This is a genomic window from Desulfobaculum senezii, assembly GCF_054657395.1.
On the sequence record NZ_BAAHYU010000002.1, the window covers coordinates 325,863 to 343,344 of the forward strand.

Consider the following 17,482-nt stretch of genomic DNA (forward strand, 5'->3'; position numbering starts at 1 on the left):
TGAATCAAGATGTGGAGGATATCAGCGGTGGAGCACCGTCACTTACGTTATTTTTTGGCTGTCGCTGAAGAGCTGCACTTCGGGCGCGCGGCGAAGCGGCTGAATATGTCTCAGCCGCCGCTCAGCCAGCAGATCCGGCAGCTGGAGGAAGAGCTTGGGGTTGCGCTGTTCACGCGGACGAGCAGACAGGTGGAGCTGACGCGGGCTGGTGAGGTGTTTCAGGCGGAAGTGGTGGATATTCTGTCTTCTGTGGAGCGGGCGGTGCAGCGCGTTCGCAGTGTGGGAGCGGGCAAGGAGGGGGAGCTTCGTCTTGGGGCGGTGGTCCGGATGTATTTGACGTCCATACCATTGGCGCTGCGTAAATATCACAATGAGTTCCCCAATGTGTCGCTGCATCTCAAGGATTGCTCCACGGCAAAGCAGCTTCGGCTGATGCGCGAAAAGCGTCTTGATATCGGCTGCGTGAGCTATGTGCCCGAGGGCGACACGCTCTTTGAGAGCACGCTGCTCAACAAGGGATGCGTGGGGCAGTCCGTTGTGTTGCCGGAGGGGCATCCCCTTGCGGCGCGTGATGAGGTATCGCTTCAGGACTTAGATGGCGAACCGATGATTATGTTCCCCCGCTGCCAGCACCCGCAGTGGCACGACGCCATCCACGACGCTATGCATAGCGCTGGCGTGGAGATGAACGTTGTGCAGGTTGTGGAGCGTGTGCAGACGGGCCTTGCGCTGGTGGCAAGCGGACTTGGCTATACTATCCATTACCGACCGCTTCCTTTTGGTGAGACGCCGGGAATCGTGGTCCGTCCACTGCGGGAGCACTTGCCCAGCCCCTCGTTGTGGCTGGTGTGGCGCAGCGACGAAAGGGACCCGTTGGTCCGGCGTTTTGTGGACATCGTCAAGGAGTGCAGCGCGGCGCACCCGATGTGCTAGCGTGGCACTTTCGTCCTGCTGGGGGCTGTGGTACGTCCCCATGCCATGCAGATGAATCAACGAAGACGAGTAGTCGTTCTTGGCCTCGACGGCATGCCTTTGGAGCTGTTGCGCACGCTGTCACGCCAGGGCGTGACGCCGAACCTTGCGCGCATTGCCCTGTCGGGCCATGTCACCAGCATGCGGGTGGAGCTTCCGGAGCTTTCACCCGTTAACTGGACGTCCTTTGCCACGGGCGCGGGTCCGGAGACGCATGGCGTCTTTGGTTTCACGCGCATTGATCCGGCGACCTATTCCATTGCCATCACCGACGCCACAGCGGTGCGCACGCCCACCATTTTTGATGCCCTTGGCGAGCGCGGGTTGACCTCACGCGTGGTGAACCTGCCAAACACCTACCCGGCGCGGCCTCTGCGCGGGATGATGGTGGCGGGCTTTGTGGCGCCGGAGTTGTCGCGGGCCGTGTTTCCGCCGTTTTTGGCAGGACAGCTGGCGGCCATGGGCTACCGGTTGGAGGCCGACACCGTGCGCGGGAAGGATGACCCGGAAGTGCTCCTTGCCGAGCTCTCGGCCACGTTGGACTCCCGCCTTGCCGCGTTGGATTTGTTCTGGCGCGACCTTGCGTGGGACGCGTTTGTCTTTGTGCTGACGGAGACGGACCGTCTGTTCCATTTTTTGTATCCCGCCTTGGAGGACGAGGGGCACGCGCTTCATACGCCATGCCGCGAGCTGATGCGGCAGTTAGACCGCGTTGCCGGGGCGCTGCTGGAGCGGTTTGACGCGCTCCCGGAGCCAAAGCGCCTGCTTGTGATGGCTGACCATGGCTTCACGGCCCTTGAGACGGAAGTGGACATGAATTCATGGCTTATGGCCCATGGGTTTTTGCAGATGGAGGGCCAACCCCTCTCGGAGCTTGATGCCACCTGCATTGGCGCGGCGTCGCGCGCCTTTGCCCTTGATCCGGGGCGCATTTATCTCCACACGGCGGAGCGCTTTGGCCGTGGGCGGCTGCTTCCTGCGGATGCGCTGCGCGTGCGTGAGGAGCTGCGGACCATGCTGCTGGATATGCGCTACAAGGGCCGCCCGGTGCTGCGCGCCGTGCACCTGCGTGAGGAGCTGTATAACGGCCCCCTCAGCGCCAGTGCGCCGGACCTTGTGTGTGAGCCCATGCCCGGCATGAGCCTGACGGCCAAGTTTGACGGGCGCGAGGTGTTTGGGTTCCACGGACGGCGCGGCACGCATACGGCGGATGGCGCTGTGGTGTATGACAGCCTAGGCAGCCCTGCGGCCTCCCCGCGCGAGGTGGGGCAACAGGTGCTGGACTTTTTTGGGGCCAGAACGCAGTATTGACGCCCGTCCTGCCATGCCGCGCAGGACCGCCCCCCGGCGCTGCGCGCGCCGTCCACACAGGCACGGCCACACCGCCGCAACAACGACACCACCGCATTTGGATACTATGATAGATTTCAAGAACGAATTGAATCCGGCCCAGCTTGAGGCCGTGGAGACGCTGACGGGTCCGGTGCTGGTCATCGCCGGCGCAGGCTCCGGCAAGACGCGCACCATCGTCTACCGCATGGCCAACATCGTGCAGAGTGGCTACGCGCCGGAAAGCATTCTGCTGCTCACCTTCACCCGCAAGGCCGCCCAGGAGATGCTCAGCCGCGCAGGGACCCTGCTGGGTGAGCAGGGCCTGTGGGGCGTGACGGGTGGAACCTTCCATTCCTTTGCCTACGGCTGGCTGCGCCGCTACGCCGAGGCGCTGGGCGCGGCCAACGGCCTGACGGTCATGGACCAGTCCGACGCCGAAGGCATCGTGCGCGACCTCAAGAACGACATGCGCCTTGGCAAGGGCGACCGCTCCTTCCCCAAACGCAGCACGCTTCTTGGCCTTATCAGCAAAAGCCGCAACAAGGAACAGCCCCTCTCGGACATCCTGCGCAACGAGGCCTTCCACCTCGCCAAGTACGAGGAGGAGTTTGACCGCCTCGCCAAGGGCTACTCCCACTTCAAGCAAAAGCACGGCCTGTTGGACTACGACGACCTGCTCTTTGGGCTGGAGCGCCTGCTGCGCGAGCACGAACCCGCGCGGGACATGCTCCGCTCCCGCTACAAGTTCATCATGGTGGACGAGTTTCAGGACACCAACCTCGTGCAGGCGCGCATTGTGAAGCTGCTTGCCGGGGAGGGCGGCAACGTTATGGCCGTTGGCGACGATGCGCAGTCCATCTATGCCTTCCGCGGCGCGAACGTGCGCAATATTTTGGACTTTCCGAATCAGTTTCCGGGGACCAAGGTCGTCCGGTTGGAACAGAACTACCGCTCGGCCCAGCCGGTGCTGGACCTGACCAACGCCATCTTGGAACAGGCGGAGGTGAAGTTCCGCAAGAATCTGTTCTCGGATATTCCGGATGGCCCGAAGCCGCAGATTATCCGTACGCTGTCGGATAAGTCGCAGGCCAATACCGTGCTCAACAAGGTGCTGGAACTCTCCAAAAAGTACCCCCTGCACGAGATTGCGGTGCTGTTCCGCGCGGGCTACCACTCCTACCCCGTGGAAGTGGCGCTGAACAAGGTGGGCGTGAAGTTCCAGAAATTTGGCGGGCTGAAGTTCTCCGAAGCCGCGCATATTAAGGACGTGTTGGCCTATTTGCGCCTTGCCCAGAATGCGACGGATATCCCCTCGTGGCAGCGCGTGCTGTCGCACATCAAGGGCGTGGGGCCAAAGACCGTCACCAAGATTTATACCGCCGTCATGACCGGGAACGACGGCTACCTTGCCACGGTCCGCAAGCGGTGGACCGAGGTCGGCGAAACGCTGGAATTCCTCGACACGCAGCGCGCCCTTGGCGGTACGCCGTCGGCCATGCTGGCCCGCGCGCTGGAGTTCTATGAGCCGATTCTGGAGCGCCGCTACCCGGACGACTACCCCCGCCGCAAGTCGGGCCTTGAGGAACTGGAGCGCATCGCGACCCAGTACAAGGACATGGAGGCCTTCCTCGGCGACATCAGCCTTGAGAATCCGCAGGATGACGACGAGCGCGGCAAGGAGGATACCCTTGTCCTGTCCACGGTGCATTCGGCCAAGGGGCTGGAGTGGTCGGCTGTGCTGGTTATCGACCTTGTGCAGGACCGGTTCCCGTCCCGCCATGCGCTCAATAGCTCCGATGAGCTTGAGGAGGAGCGCCGCCTGATGTACGTGGCCTGCACCCGCGCCAAGAAGTACCTTGGCCTGTTTGTGCCCGCCACCATCTACAACCAGTACAACCACACCAGCGAGCCCGCGCTGGAGAGTCCGTTCCTGACGGAGCTTCCCGAGCGGACCTTTGAGGCGTGGCGCGAGAACTTCTCCGGCAGCATCAGCCAGATGAAGACGCCGCAGCCCGCCATGGCCGCCGCTCCCGGTGTCGAATCCGAGCCTGCCGCGGCGGACGGCGGAGGCGAAACGCGCCCGGTGTCGCCCAAGAAGCTGGGCTACTGCCGCCATAAGATCTTTGGCCGCGGCAAGATTGTGGCCGCCGTATCCGACGACAAATACCGGGTGAATTTCCCGGGCTTTGGCCTCAAGGTCATCATGGCGAACTTTTTGACCTTTGAATAAGTGCTGCTGCCGCGTTGTCGGCAGGACCGTTTGAGACTGATTCAGCGCCCCGCGCCATCTGCGCGGGGCGCTTTTTTGCGCCATAAATTCGGCAGGCTACGCCCATGGGCCGTGGGGGAGTGCCCGTGAAACGTCGCCTGTGCCCGCCTTTTGCCGCCGCGCGCACTCCCGCGCGACGGGGATGATTTCTTGCGTTATAGGCGAAATTTGTTTCTATTGGATAGTGGATGAACCTTTCCGTTGTGCGCGGGGTGCCCGGACACCGCCGAATCTGTCGCGGCTGGTTAAGGAGAGCCTTATGTCCTTTTGGAGTGGTCTTTCGCAGAGAATGCGGTCCATGACCGACCCGGGCGTGTTGCTTGGGGAGGTGCTCACGCGTGAGGGCGTCATCACCGAGGCGCAGCTTGCCAAGGCCGTGGAGCGCCAGCAGGCCGCGCAGATGGCGGGCGCGGATGTGCCCAATCTGGCGCAGTTGGTGGTGGACCTCGGCTTTGAAAAGGAGCCCCGCGTGCTGGAGGTCGTCAACGCGGCCTACGGCATCAAAGCCGAGTCGGTACGCGATGACATCGACGCCCTTATTGAAGAGCAGGTCCAGCAGACTTTCCTTGGCCGCCTGCGCATCCCCATCCGGTTTAAGCTCTCCGTCACTCTTGCCTTTTTCCTTCTCCTCTCCATGTTCGTCCTGAGCTATTTCCTGCTGCAGCGGCAGGAGAACAACCTCTATGAGGAAAGCATCAAGTCGGGAAAAATCAGCCTGACGTACTTTGTGGACGAGGCCAAGGTGCCCATCCTCAATGGCGATACCCTGCGCCTGAACGCGCTGGTGCGCAAGGTGACGGAGGTGGAGGGCCTGCTCTACGCCGCCATTGTGGACCGCGAGAACGTGACCATGGCGCACAACGACCTCTCCCGCGTGGGCAAGGCCTTGGCCCTGCCCGGCCGGGTGGGGCCGGAGACGAAGGAAGGCGATATTTCGTATTTCCGCCGGTCCACACTGGACGGGCGGCAGATTCTGAATCTGACCCGGGCGGTGACCTTTCAGGGCAAGGTACTGGGCAAGGTGCATGTGGGCCTGTCCTTGGATTTCATTGAAGACCGCATCGAGCGCGAAAAGCTGTTCATCTACGTGGTGACGGTGGTGTTCTTTCTTGCAGGCATGGCCGTGGCCGGGCTGCTGGGGACCAACTTCTCCCGTCCCATTTCCCGCCTTGTGGTGGCGACGCGTGAGATTTCGAGCGGCAACTACCATCACAAGGTGGACTTTAAGCGCAAGGACGAGTTTGGCGACCTGGCGCAGGCGTTTAATTTCATGAGCCACGAGCTGTGGCTCAAGTCCATCATGCGGGAGAGTTTTGGGCGCTATGTGTCCACCACCATCCGCGACCTTATCCTTGCGGACCCGGAAAGCATGTGGCTGAAGGGCGTACGTAACGAGGCAACCATCATGTTTGCGGATGTGCGCGGCTTCACCAAATATTCGGAATCCCACGACCCGGAAGTGGTGGTTGAACAGCTCAACGAGTTCTTTGACATAGCGGCGAAGAACATCAGCCAGCACGACGGGTACATAGATAAATTCATCGGCGACGAGGTGCTGGCCGTGTTTGGCGGGTTGCCGGACTCCACAGGCAACCACGCGCAGGACGCCGTGCGCGCGGCGTGGGCTATGCAGCAGGAGCTGGCCAAACGCGCGTCCGAGGCAAACCCCATCCTCAACCGCGTGGGCGCGTCCATTAATACGGGCACCGTGGTGTCGGGCAATATCGGCTCTGAGGTGCGCATGGAGTACACCGTTATCGGCGACTCCGTGAATGTGGCCTCGCGGCTGAATTCCCTTGCCGGTCCGGGCAGTATTGTTGTCAGCGAAACCACCTTTGAGGTGGTGAAGGACTTTGTGGAAGTGACGCAGCTGCAGCCGCAGATGGTGAAGGGCAAGGCCAAGCCCCTGCAGCCCTACGGTGTGGACCGTGTGCTGGGGCCTGATGATGGCCCCGCGCGCCCGCCCAAGATGTTTACCGGCGATGGCGTGGCCGGACCGCCGCCCGAAAAGGCGCGGCCTGTGGTGACCTCTGGCGGGGCGGGGCAAAAGCCCGCGCCGAAGCCCGCCGCAAAGCCGGCGGGGAAGGGAGCGGCCAAACCCGCAGGAAAGCCTGCCGCCAAGCCCGCACCCAAGCCTGGGGGGAAGCCCGGTGCGGCCCCTGCGCAAAAGCCTGCGGGCACGGCGCACCCCGCGCCCAAGAAGCCCGCGTCGCCGCAGCAGCCAAAGCCCGAAGCGGGCAAGGGGCAGGAACCAGCCAAACCGCGTCCGGCGGGCAAGCCCGGACCGACCAAGAAGTGAGGGGGAGCCATGAGTCGTAGGTGGGGTCTCGTATGGAGTCGGGTACTGGTGGTCTGTGTGCTTGCAGGGCTGTTGGGGGCGTGCGCCGTGGGCGGAAACCGCGTGGTGTCCACCACCCGTTCGTCGCGCTCCTACGCCGTGGTGACGCCGCGCGCGGGTGATACGCCGCAGGCGCTGGCCTTGCGGTATCTGGACGATGCGCGCAAGGGCTGGATTATTGAGGAATTCAACGGGGTGGAGACGTTGTCGCCGGACAGCTTTGTCACCATTCCGCTGATGCCGCTGTACCGTGGCGGCTTGGGCGAGGGGGGCGGATTCCAGACGGTTCCGGTGCTGGTCTACAGCGCGTTTTCCGAGCAGACCAGCGATGTGTTCTCCATGAAGCGCGACCGCTTCCGCGCCCAGTTGCAATACCTCAAGGACAACGGCATCACGCCGTTAACCCTTGAGGAGTTCGTGCGCTTTATCGAATTTGGCGACCATATCCCCGAGCGGTCGGTGCTCATTACCATCGACGACGTGGGGCAGAATACTTATGAGATTGCTTTTGATGAGCTCCAGCGCTTTGGCTTTCCGGCTACGGTTTTTGTCTGTACGGACCTTGTTGCGGACCGCACCGGGGCGTTGTCGTGGGACCGCATCCGCACCATGCGCGATGCGGGGATGGCGATTGAGCACCGCACCAAGACCCTGCGCAACCTTGCGCGGCGAATGGGCGGTGAAACCCTTGAGGACTACATCATCAACGTGGACCGCGAGCTCACCGTGGCGTCTCTGACCTTCCAGTCCGAGCTGGGGCAGCGCCCCTCGTGGCTGGCCTATCCCTTTGGCACCCTCAACGAGGCGGTGGTGGAACTGCTGCGCAAGAATGGCTTCCGCGGCGCGTTTACCATGGAGGAGCGGGTGTCGCCGTTTTTTGTGGACAACTATGCCATCCCGCGCATCAGGATGCCGGGTGACATCTCCATGGACGCCTACGCCGAGGTGATGCGCTTTGGCGTGGATGCGGCGGAGCGCGGCACCATGGTGGATGGCTTGCAGGCCGCCTTTGCCGCTGGCGATGATGAGCCGTATGCCGCCGTGGTGACGGAGGTCATGGCCCGCGCGGACGCCGCGTCAGCGGATGGGCAGTGGATACGCGCCCTGGAGCTGTACCGCATTGCCGGAACGCTGAATCGCCGCGCCCCCGGCGTGCGCCGCAAGGCGCAGGAGGCCAAGAAGAACATGGACGCACGGGCGGCGGAGTTGCTGGCGGCGGCGCGCACGGCCCGTGACGGAGGCGACCGCGCAGCGGCCCGTGATGCGTACGTGGAGGCCCTCAGGTACGATCCGTCTCCCGAGGTGGCCGCGGAGCTGAAGGCGATGCTGTCGCCGCCAACGCACCGCGAATTGGCCCTGACGCAGAGCGATACCCTGCGCCGCATTGCGGAGCGTGAATACGGCAACCCCGGCGGAGAGATTCTGCTTGCCAAGGTGAACAACAAGTCCGTGGTGGATATTCTGGACCCCGGCGAGATGGTGAAGCTGCCCATCCTGTCCGAAGCCTTGGCCCAGCGCATTGAGATTTCCCTTGCGCCTGTGGAGCAGGTGGCGCCTGTTGCCCCGGCTGAGCCCGCGCAGGAGGAAATGATGACCGAACCGGAGGCGGAAGCGGTGGAGGTGGTCATTCAGGAAACCCCGGCGGACCGCATTACGCCGCTTTTGTCCATGGCGCGTTTGCAGTTTGGCAACGGACTCTATGAGACCGTGGTCTCCATCACCAATGAAATTCTGCAGCTAGACCCGGGCAACGAGCAGGCTCTGGAGATTCAGCGCGAGTCCTATTACAGCTTGGCGGAGGGCTTTATCAGCGATGGCAGCAACGTGCGCGCCATGCGCATGCTGCGCAACCTGCCGCGCGACTACCGCGCAACCAAGGAGTTGACCGGCAAGGTGCAGCAGGCCCTTGATACCACGTCCGAGCCGCTCTACCTGCAGGGCGTCAACTACTACATCAACGAGGAGCTTGAGCGGGCTGTGGATTCGTGGGAGCTGACCCTGCAGGCCAACCCATGGCACAAGAAGGCCCGCAGTGACCTTGAAAAAGCGCGCAAGCTGCTGGAGGCTGTGCGCGGGCTGTAGGCTACGGGGCGTGTGAATACAAAAAAGACGGGGCCGCCATCAGTGTGATGGCGGCCCCGTTTGTCGTTTTGTGGTGGCGGGGTTAGCGTAGGAGGGTCACGTCCAGAAAGTCCGGCGTGGCCGTGTGGATGCGGAACAGGTGCCCGGCGACCTCGGTCTGCGTGGTGCCGAGGGGGACAAAGATATGCTGGCGGCTGACCACGCGGGGGCGGCTGCCGCCGCAGATTTCGCGCATTTGAAATTCCAGCTGCATGCCCTTTTTGCCCAGGTAACGCAGGGCGTATTGCCGTTCGGACTCGGCAACAACGCGCGTGCGCTGGATGGGGTCAAAGTGCACGCCGGCAGGTTCCACCCGTCCGGTAACGGCGCGGTAGCGCCCATGGGAATCCAGCGGAATGTAAAAGGTGGAGCTCAGGCGGCCGTCTGTGGCGACCATGCCCAGCACGCCGCCCAGCAGCATGGTGGTAAAGGTGCCGTCCACGCGCAGGCACTCGTAGGTGACGTTGGAGTAGCCGTCAAAGGTGGTCCCCTTGCCGTCGTCCAGCACGATGTGAAAATCGCGCGAGGCACGGACCTTGGGCAGGGTAAGCACTTCCTCGTCGTAGCGCCCGACGCGCAGGAGGTCCTCGCCGTTTTGCACGGAGCGGCGCTCGCCCTTGTGCATGGTGGCAAAGCGGACCTTGCGCAGGGTGGTTTCGCTGTTCATGCCGATGATGTCGACGTTGAAGCGTACTTCGTTGTCGCGCGGGATGGGCGGCACGTCTATGGGCGGCGGCGCTGGCGTAGGCGCGGGCTGCGGCGACAGGCGCAGGCAACCGCACAGCAGGCACAGGGCCAGCGCAAGGGTGAGTCTACACAAAGGTTTGCATGGCATAGTCCACTCGTTCCTCTTCGGTGGTCAGGCGGTCGGCGACGGCGTCCACCTTGTCCAGACGCGGTTGCAGCCCCGTTAGGTTGGCGATTTGGATGGCCAGACCGGGGCGGGCGTTGAGTTCCAGCATCAGGGGGCCGCAGTCCCGGTCGAGCACAAAGTCCACGCCCAGATACCCAAGCCCCGTCACGGTGTACCCCAAAGCCGAATGAAGGAGAAGCTCCCGCCAGCCGGGTATCGTGACGCCCGAGATGGGGCGCAGGGTGTCCGGGTGGGTTTCCACCGTGGCGTTTTTCCACACGGCGGTGGTGGTGACGCCGGTGGCAATGTCCACCCCGCAGCCCATGGCGCCTTGATGCAGGTTGGCCTTGCCGTCGGATTCACGGGTGGGCAGGCGCAGCATGGCCAGCACGGGCACGCCCTTGTACACGATGATGCGGATGTCCGGCACCCCTTGGTAGGCGATGTCGTTAAACACGGGGTCGAAGCGGACGCAGTATTCGATGATGGCCTTGTCCGGCATGCCGCCAAGGCTGTGCATGCCCGAAAGGATATTGGAGACGTGAAAGGACACATGGTCCAGCCCCACAAGGGAGTCGTCCGGCTTTTGGAAGCGCTGGCCCACGCGTCCGGTGATGACAAGAATGCCGTTGCCGCCGGACCCGCGCGCGGGCTTGGCTACAAAGGCGTCGCGGCCCGCGAGCATGTCGCCCAGTTTGTGGACCTGATGCGGCGCCTCAATGACGCCGTAGAGTTCAGGCACTTTGAGCCCCGCCTTTTGGGCAAGGTGCTTGGTGATGACCTTGTCGTCCACCAGCGGGTAGAGCTTGCGCGGGTTGTTGGGCAGCACGTAGTCCGCATTGCGGCGGTTCATGCCCACCACGCCAGCACGCTTCAGGCGGCTGAAGGGATTGCAGAACATGCGCCTACCTCGTCAAAAACGCCCGAAAGCGGACAAGGTCCATCAGGCGGTAACCGGTGTAGCGTCCCAGCAGCAACGTCAGCGCCAGCAGGACGAGGAACAGTTCCGGGAACACAAACACAAGGTGCCCCACAAGGTCGTTGACCATGACCAGATAGGCCAGCACGGCCACGCCAAGGGACCCCAGCGCCTGCTTGATGGCGGCCAGCGCCCCAAGCTCGTCCCACATCACGGAGATGCGCTCAATGGTCATGCTGAGGATGACCATGGGGAATAGCGACACTGAAACGCCGCGCGGCATGCCCAGCTTGTAGGTGATGATGCTGATGCCCGCCATGAGCAGAACCACCACAATAAGCACGCTGGCAAGGCGCGGCACAAGCAGCAGTTTCAGGTGCTCCAGATACAGCCGCACCGCCAGCCCCAGCACAATGACCAGCGAAAAGAGCGACAGCCCCCACACCAGTTCCGTTTCGCGGAAGGAGAGGGCGATAAGCACCGGCATGAACGTGCCAAAGGTGCTGAAGCCGATGACATTGCGCAGGAACACCAGCAGCAGCGCGCCCACGGGGATGAGCAGCAGCATGTGGTACATGGCCTGCGCCTGTACGGGCAGGCCGAGCAGGGAGTATTCCAGCAGGGCGTTGCCTGTGGCGGACAGGCGGTTGCGGACGTCGCCAAGGCTGCTCATGCTGTCCTTGACCACGGACAGGCGCACCGTGGCCTTGCGCGCGCCCATGGTGGACAACAGCGAGGCGTCGCCGCGCCACCACGGCACAAAGTGCTTGGGGGTGGAGAAGCGGTCGTTGGCGACGTCGAACATGCGCCATGTACTGCCGTCGTGAATTTCCAGCCAGTGGCGGATGGATGCGCCGCTGATGGTTTCCAGATCAATGCCGTGCACCGCCTGCGCGGGAATGCCCGCAAGGTGCAAGACGCGCACGGCCATGTTCACGGCGTCGAGGCGGCTGTCCGTCTCGCGCAGGAGGTAGGCGGCGTTGGGGTCGCTGCCGGGGTGCAGCAGCGCCTTCATCAGCAGGGGGACAAAGGTTTCAAGGTCGGCGGACTGCATGCCCGCTTCGCTGAGTAGTGTATCCGCAGCCTTGAGCTCGGACTCCGTAAAGCCGGGGTCCGTCAGGGTTGGGGACTCCGTGGAGGGTTGCCACGTCCAGTTGGGGTCCGGGCGCAGGGTGGCGTAGTAGAAAATATCCTGCTTTCCCGCGGCGCGGCGGCGGCTCCAAATGGCGGCGGCGTTGCCGCTTTCCTCGGTGGTGTGCAGGCCAAAGTTGCCGCCGATGTAGTGCTCGTCCGTGACGACAAAGCCGGGGACGCGGTCCAGCGTCTGCAGGCGCACTTTGACGGGTTGCCCCGTGCCCTCAAAAGCCACGTGGGCTTCAACCTTCCACAGCGGGGAGGTTTCATCCGGAGACAGGGGAAAGCCCAGCACGTGGACCTTGTAGGCAAAAACGGCGAGTCCGGTGCATGCCAGCAGCAGCACGAGGAACCTGTGCTGAAACGTATTCACGGTATGGTGTCCTTACAGTCCGGCCTTGGGCCTGGGCAGAATGTTGGTTTTGGAGGAATCCACAAGGATGCCCTTGCTGAGTACCCGCCGCCCCACAAGCAGGCGGTAGGTAAAGTGGGAGCGGTCCGCAAGGTTGACGGGCGTTTCAATGGTCCTGTCGCCAAAGCGCATCAGCATCCGTACCACCGGGCGGCGGTGATAGCCTTCCGGACGGCGCTTGATGCGGACAAAGTCGATGAGCGGGCAGGTCATGGGCGTGCGCGTGCCGTCTTTGTCAACGTAAGTGAAATGGACGCGCCCTTCCTCCTCGTCCACACGGATGTCCTCCGCGTGCAGGGATGAGGTTTTGGCTCCCGTATCCAGCTTGGCGTGGATAAGAAGCTCTGCGGAGTCGTCCGGGGGCATGATGAGGACGTATTCCGTCCAGCCCGCGACGATGGGATCGGTGTCTGCTGCCGAGGCGATGCAGGGCAGCAGGATGAGGGTTATGAGCAGAAGAGTCGTTCGGAGATGTCGCATTGGTCCTCCGGTAGGCAGTGGCCTGACCCGTACGCGGCGGCCCGCTTGTTGCGTCGGCAACTGTTTGGGCGGGGCTGGCGCGTTGTGGATGGTGCTGGTGTGTGGCGTAGGGCGCAGTGCATCCGCCCGGTGCGTCCGGACGGCGTGTCTGGCGCGCAGCGCCGCATTACACCTTGCGGGTCAGCCTCTCCTCGATGTCGTGTTCTAGGACGATGGGGGCCTTGGGGATGGCGTCAAAGGTGAAGCCCTGCACAAGGTCCTGCGGGGTGCAGGTGGTCCCGGCCGGAGCCAGACCAGCCCTGTGGGCAAGGTCGCCGATGATGGCCTGCGCGCGGGCGCCGCCCTGGCGCAGGGCGCGGATTTCGAAATGTTTGTGGCGCTTGGCAAGGCGCTCTCCCCCGGCGTCGAGAACGAGGGGGACGTGGGCGTACTCCGGCGCTGGCGCGTCAAGAAGCTGATGGATGTAGAGCTGCCGGGGCGTGCAGTGCAGGATGTCGTCGCCGCGCACCACCTGTGTGATGCGCTGGTCCACGTCGTCCACAGCCACGGCAAGCTGATAGGCAATAACGCCGTCGGAGCGGCGGATAGGAAAGTCGCCGCCGCACTCCTGCCAGCAGGTGGAGATGGGGCCGCGTATGCGGTCCGTGAAGGCGATGGTTTCACATGTGCCGTGCAGGCGCAGGGCAGGGGCGCGGCCAGCGGCGCGGCGCGCCTCGCGCTGGTCCTGCGTCAGGTGCAGGCAGGTGCCGGGGTAGGCTGGTCCGGCTTCGCCCACATGCGGGGCGGATGCCAGCGAGCGCAGTTCCTTGCGGGTGCAGAAGCAGGGAAAGGTCAGCCCCTCGGCGGTCAAACGCTCGATAACCTCGGCGTAGCGGTCAAGGCGCTCGCTTTGAGTGTAGGGCGCATAGGGTCCGCCGCAGTCCGGGCCTTCATCCCAGTCGATGCCCAGCCATTCAAGGTCGCGCATGATGTCGTCGGCGTAGGCCTGCCGGGAGCGCTCCGGGTCGATGTCCTCCATGCGCAGGACAAGACGGCCGCCCTGTGAGCGAACGCCCAGCCAGCAAAGGAGGAACGCCCAAATATTGCCCAGATGCAGGTGCCCCGTCGGGCTTGGTGCCAGACGGCCGCGCACCGGGCGGAGCATGTGTTCCGTTTCATTCTCCATGGCGGGTGTGGAAGCACGGTGCGGGTGAATTGTCAAGCTGTAGCACATCGCGCCACGCGGGGACGTAGGGGCGTTTGCGCCGGATTGCGGCGTGGCACATGGGGGGCGCGGGAGCCGCGTAGCCGGAGTGGGCCGGGGCCGTGGGGGCGCCCCGGCGGTCAGGGAAGACGGCAGCGGCATGGCGCAAAAGCGCAGCGGCGCTGGATGCGGGCATGGTTAGCTCCAGCGGCGGGGCTTGGCCGCAAGGGAGGGACCATCGCTGTGGCGGATGCCATTTTCCGCGTCGCGCAGGTCGCCGGGGGTGTTGATGTTAAAGAAACTGCTGAGCTGCGGATCCACGCGCCGCAGGTCGTCAAAGGAGACGGGATGCGCCGGAACTGCGTCAAACAGGCGTACCACCTGCCGCACACCCGTGGCCGCAAGGGCTTCAATATCCGGCAGGATGGCGCGGGCGTATACTGCAAGGAGCGGATGCCAGAATCCGTCCTCGCCACGGGGGACGACGGCGGGCGCGTGCGGCGCGGCGTTCAGGAGTAGCTTCAGCAAGGCCGGGTGCAGAAAGGGCGCGTCGCAAGGGACGACCAAAATCCGCTCAAAACGGGCATGGCTGAGGGCGGCGTGCAGGCCGGTGAGTGGTCCCGAGGCAGGCAACAGGTCCGGGACGGCGCGGATGGGCGCCGCGCCCGTATCCGCATCCGCCGCGCCAACGAGTAAGATGTCTGTGGACAGCGGGGTCAGCACGGCAAGCTGGTGTTCCAGCAGGGTGCGGCCGCCAAGGCGCAGGCTGGCCTTGTCCACGCCGCCGAGGCGCTCTCCGCGGCCTCCGGCGAGGATGGCGATGGATATGTGGTGTGTGGTTGGCATGACGTATGGTAGCGCGCAGAAAAAATTATCTGTTTGCGCGCTGTGCTCGCAGTGCTTTTAGCGGGCGCGCTTGATGCTGTCGAGGATTTTGGCCTCTATGGATTCCAGCTCATCGGAGACGGGCGGGTACCATTTGATGTTTGCCATCGCGCTTTGGGTGTAGGTGCGGGTGTGGTGGACGCGGATGCGGTCGTCCAGATAGCGGTGGGCATGGCGTGAAGCCGTGGGGAAAAATTCCAAATTGGAGAATGCGGCGGCATTTTCAGGGCGCATCATAAAATTGATCCACGCGTAGGCGCCGTCAATGTTGGTGGCCTTTTCCGGAATGGCAAAGGTGTCCATCCAGCCCAGCGCGCCGCTGGCGGGCACCACAAAGGCGATGTCGGGATTCTGGTCATTGAGCGCCCAGCCGTCGTTGTCCCAGCCCATGGCAACGTGGACTGTTTCGTCCTGCATGGCGCGGCGCAGTTCGTCGGCGGTGTTCCAGTACATGGCCACAAGGGGCTTGCTGGTCATCAGCAGGGACGCCGCGCGGCTGATGAGGTCCTCGTAGTGCCGTGGCGAGCCGTAGAGGTGGAAGGGGTTCTCCCCAAGGCTGAACGCCAGAGCGATGAGGGTTGGGCGTTTGAGGCGGTAGCTGATGCGCCCTTTGTAAGCGGGGTCGAGGAGCGCGTCGTAGTCCGTGGCGTCTGGAGCCTTGGCGGTGTTGACGATAAGCCCCGACGTGCCCCAGCAGAAGGGGACGGCGTAGGGCGTTGTGCCAATGCTGGTGTGGTGCAGTGTGGCCGAGAGCAGGACAGGGTCGAAGAGCTCGGTCTTGACGCGTGCGAGGTCGATGGGTTGGTACAAGCCGTAGGCCTTTTGCGCCCCGGCGATGCGGTCCTGACTGGGCTGAACGAGGTCAAAGGGCGCATCGGGCGCGCGCAGCAGGGGAATCATCTCTTCATTATTGGAATAGGTCACCGAGACGTTGATGCCTGTTTCCTGCGTGAAGCGCTCCACAAGGCGCGGAGGAGCATACCCCTGCCACGTCAGCAGGCGCAGCGGCTCCGCGCCCTGTGCAGGCGCGGACCACACGACGAAAAGAAGCAAGAGGAAAAGGCGCATGATGACTCCTTGTCGCCGAAGGGCTAGCGCGCCACAACCAGCAAAACCGAGTGCTGGATAGCGCTGGCAAGGGTCTCCAAAGACCGCTCGCCCGTGGACAGCGTGCCGGGGCACCCCATCCCAAAGATGGATTTGATGCGGCCACCAAGCCCCGCCGTATGCCGCGGCGCGCGGGCAATGAGGCTGCGGACCAACTCCGCGCGTAGGGCGTAATTCATTTCTCCGGGCAGTTCACCCGTGGTGTGGAAGACATGCTGGGCGTCAATAACCGCCTGCACAACGCCTACCACCTCGCCGCGGTCATTGACCAGCGGACCACCGCTGTTGCCGCTGGAAAGGGGCACGGAGATGGTGAAGGTCCGCGGGTCGTCCTGTATACCCTTGAGGCCGCTGATGCGTCCGGTGGAGAGCTTGGGCGAGGCGCCAAAAATGGCGACCTGCGGAAAGCCGATGGTGAAGACGCTGGCCCCAAGGCCGGGGGGCTGGGCCGCAAGGGGCAGGGCCGGCGGCAGGGTGCATGGGTCCTCAACGCCCAGCAGTACAAGGTCGCTTTGCATGTCGGCTTCCGCCACATACGCCGTCAGACGCGTGCCGTCTTCAAGCAGCAGGTCGATGCGTGGACGTCCGCGCACCACGTGCAAATTGGTGACAACGTATCCCTCTGCCACGGGCCAGCCTGTGCCCGTGGACAGCGTGTCGGGCGATTCGGGCTGGGTGCCATGCTGCTCCACCTCCTGCACAATGACTTTCACCGCCGGATGACCGGGCCGGAATGCGCTGAGGCGGCGCGCGGATTCAAGGGCGAGGTCAAAGCGCCGCTCCCGCGCAAAGGCCATTCCTGCCGAGGCCAGCAGGCCTGTGCCGCGCTGAACATTTTGCCGCGCACCTTCGCCCTGCATGTCCATGGTCCCCAGCAGCAGCATGGCATCGGGGATGTCCTTGCGGGCGGCGGTGGTGAGCCATTTGCGCGCAAGGGCGGCATCACGCGGGACGCCAAGGCCGCGCAGGTGCAGGTAGCCAAGGGCAAACTGCGCCCGGGGGTGGTCCTGCCGCGCGGCGCGGCGCAGCCATGTTGCGGCCTCCTTGAACAGAATGCGCCCTTTGCCGTGCCAGCCCTCGCGCATTTCGCGCTCCGCACGGCCCGCCAGCAGAAAGCCAAGCAGGAATTGCGCCTCGCTGTCGTCGTGACGCGCTGCGGCCCGAAGGCGCGACTCCTCGCCGGGGGCAGGCGGCGCGGCGGTAAAGAAGGACACCTCCGCCGCACGCACAGGCAGGGCGCACAGCACGACCACACACGCCAGCGTCGCCATAAGGGCGCGGACGCGTCTGGTGCGCGGGTGTGGGCGGTGTCGTGGTGCGGGCATGGTGGCGATGGCCTGCCTTGGTCAAAGGTTGAGGAGGCAACTATACCACTATGATTCTCGTCGAGGCAACGAGGGAGCGGATTTTCGCGGAATGGACCAGCGCAGGGGAAGGGGAGAAATGCAAATGCGGGGTTGACTGTTGCGTAAGCAAC

General features: G+C 63.8%; 13 protein-coding genes. 5 read left to right on the forward strand and 8 right to left on the reverse strand.

Features of this window, described 5'->3' with window-relative positions; all coding sequences use genetic code 11:
* Nucleotides 1–9 precede the first annotated feature (9 nt).
* From ACYQ2T_RS02250 to ACYQ2T_RS02270, 5 genes are all read left to right on the forward strand, one after another.
* Nucleotides 10–933 (forward strand): LysR substrate-binding domain-containing protein, encoded by a 924-nt coding sequence (locus ACYQ2T_RS02250; RefSeq protein WP_459898091.1) that lies wholly within the window; start codon nucleotides 10–12, stop codon nucleotides 931–933.
* A gap of 45 nt (nucleotides 934–978) precedes the next feature.
* Complete coding sequence (locus ACYQ2T_RS02255) at nucleotides 979–2,283, forward strand: alkaline phosphatase family protein (RefSeq protein WP_459898093.1); 1,305 nt, start codon at nucleotides 979–981, stop codon at nucleotides 2,281–2,283.
* A gap of 106 nt (nucleotides 2,284–2,389) precedes the next feature.
* On the forward strand, nucleotides 2,390–4,534 hold the full coding sequence (locus ACYQ2T_RS02260; protein WP_459898095.1) for an ATP-dependent helicase: 2,145 nt from the start codon (nucleotides 2,390–2,392) through the stop codon (nucleotides 4,532–4,534).
* A 298-nt stretch (nucleotides 4,535–4,832) separates the two neighbouring features.
* Nucleotides 4,833–6,872: an adenylate/guanylate cyclase domain-containing protein gene (locus ACYQ2T_RS02265; protein ID WP_459898097.1), complete on the forward strand. Its 2,040-nt coding sequence runs from the start codon at nucleotides 4,833–4,835 to the stop codon at nucleotides 6,870–6,872.
* Nucleotides 6,873–6,881: 9 nt separating this feature from the next.
* Nucleotides 6,882–8,993 carry a polysaccharide deacetylase family protein gene (locus tag ACYQ2T_RS02270; protein ID WP_459898099.1) on the forward strand — a complete coding sequence of 704 codons (2,112 nt, stop codon included), beginning with the start codon at nucleotides 6,882–6,884 and terminating at the stop codon, nucleotides 8,991–8,993.
* A gap of 82 nt (nucleotides 8,994–9,075) precedes the next feature.
* Here ACYQ2T_RS02270 and ACYQ2T_RS02275 read toward each other — a convergent pair whose 3' ends face one another.
* The 8 genes from ACYQ2T_RS02275 to ACYQ2T_RS02310 form a co-directional block, all read right to left on the reverse strand.
* Complete coding sequence (locus tag ACYQ2T_RS02275) at nucleotides 9,076–9,867, reverse strand: hypothetical protein (protein ID WP_459898101.1); 792 nt, start codon at nucleotides 9,865–9,867, stop codon at nucleotides 9,076–9,078.
* Nucleotides 9,845–10,786 carry an alpha-L-glutamate ligase-like protein gene (locus ACYQ2T_RS02280; protein ID WP_459898103.1) on the reverse strand — a complete coding sequence of 314 codons (942 nt, stop codon included), beginning with the start codon at nucleotides 10,784–10,786 and terminating at the stop codon, nucleotides 9,845–9,847. The genes ACYQ2T_RS02275 and ACYQ2T_RS02280 overlap by 23 nt, the downstream gene beginning before the upstream one ends.
* 4 nt (nucleotides 10,787–10,790) lie before the next feature.
* The gene (locus ACYQ2T_RS02285; RefSeq protein WP_459898105.1) at nucleotides 10,791–12,311 is read right to left on the reverse strand and encodes an inactive transglutaminase family protein; all 1,521 of its coding nucleotides are present in this window, start codon (nucleotides 12,309–12,311) and stop codon (nucleotides 10,791–10,793) included.
* 12 nt (nucleotides 12,312–12,323) lie between these two features.
* Entirely contained in the window at nucleotides 12,324–12,830 is a 507-nt protein-coding gene (locus ACYQ2T_RS02290) for an ATP-dependent zinc protease family protein (protein ID WP_459898107.1), read from the reverse strand.
* 166 nt (nucleotides 12,831–12,996) lie between these two features.
* Nucleotides 12,997–13,974, reverse strand: coding sequence for a tRNA glutamyl-Q(34) synthetase GluQRS (gluQRS, locus tag ACYQ2T_RS02295; RefSeq protein ID WP_459898109.1), 978 nt, complete (start codon nucleotides 13,972–13,974; stop codon nucleotides 12,997–12,999).
* Nucleotides 13,975–14,211: 237 nt separating this feature from the next.
* Entirely contained in the window at nucleotides 14,212–14,859 is a 648-nt protein-coding gene (gene mobA / locus ACYQ2T_RS02300) for a molybdenum cofactor guanylyltransferase (RefSeq protein ID WP_459898110.1), read from the reverse strand.
* Between the two features lie 57 nt (nucleotides 14,860–14,916).
* Complete coding sequence (locus ACYQ2T_RS02305; RefSeq protein WP_459898112.1) at nucleotides 14,917–15,966, reverse strand: extracellular solute-binding protein; 1,050 nt, start codon at nucleotides 15,964–15,966, stop codon at nucleotides 14,917–14,919.
* Nucleotides 15,967–15,989: 23 nt separating this feature from the next.
* Complete coding sequence (locus tag ACYQ2T_RS02310) at nucleotides 15,990–17,330, reverse strand: tetratricopeptide repeat-containing serine protease family protein (RefSeq protein ID WP_459898114.1); 1,341 nt, start codon at nucleotides 17,328–17,330, stop codon at nucleotides 15,990–15,992.
* Nucleotides 17,331–17,482 lie beyond the last annotated feature (152 nt).

Bases quoted from the DNA above. Each gene is read 5' to 3' on its own strand.
- ACYQ2T_RS02250 (WP_459898091.1), top strand. From the start codon at position 10: ATGTGGAGGATATCAGCGGTGGAGCACCGTCACTTACGTTATTTTTTG.
- ACYQ2T_RS02255 (WP_459898093.1), top strand. From the start codon at position 979: ATGCAGATGAATCAACGAAGACGAGTAGTCGTTCTTGGCCTCGACGGC.
- ACYQ2T_RS02260 (WP_459898095.1), top strand. From the start codon at position 2,390: ATGATAGATTTCAAGAACGAATTGAATCCGGCCCAGCTTGAGGCCGTG.
- ACYQ2T_RS02265 (WP_459898097.1), top strand. From the start codon at position 4,833: ATGTCCTTTTGGAGTGGTCTTTCGCAGAGAATGCGGTCCATGACCGAC.
- ACYQ2T_RS02270 (WP_459898099.1), top strand. From the start codon at position 6,882: ATGAGTCGTAGGTGGGGTCTCGTATGGAGTCGGGTACTGGTGGTCTGT.
- ACYQ2T_RS02275 (WP_459898101.1), bottom strand. From the start codon at position 9,867: ATGCCATGCAAACCTTTGTGTAGACTCACCCTTGCGCTGGCCCTGTGC.
- ACYQ2T_RS02280 (WP_459898103.1), bottom strand. From the start codon at position 10,786: ATGTTCTGCAATCCCTTCAGCCGCCTGAAGCGTGCTGGCGTGGTGGGC.
- ACYQ2T_RS02290 (WP_459898107.1), bottom strand. From the start codon at position 12,830: ATGCGACATCTCCGAACGACTCTTCTGCTCATAACCCTCATCCTGCTG.
- gluQRS (WP_459898109.1), bottom strand. From the start codon at position 13,974: ATGCTCCGCCCGGTGCGCGGCCGTCTGGCACCAAGCCCGACGGGGCAC.
- mobA (WP_459898110.1), bottom strand. From the start codon at position 14,859: ATGCCAACCACACACCACATATCCATCGCCATCCTCGCCGGAGGCCGC.
- ACYQ2T_RS02305 (WP_459898112.1), bottom strand. From the start codon at position 15,966: ATGCGCCTTTTCCTCTTGCTTCTTTTCGTCGTGTGGTCCGCGCCTGCA.
- ACYQ2T_RS02310 (WP_459898114.1), bottom strand. From the start codon at position 17,330: ATGCCCGCACCACGACACCGCCCACACCCGCGCACCAGACGCGTCCGC.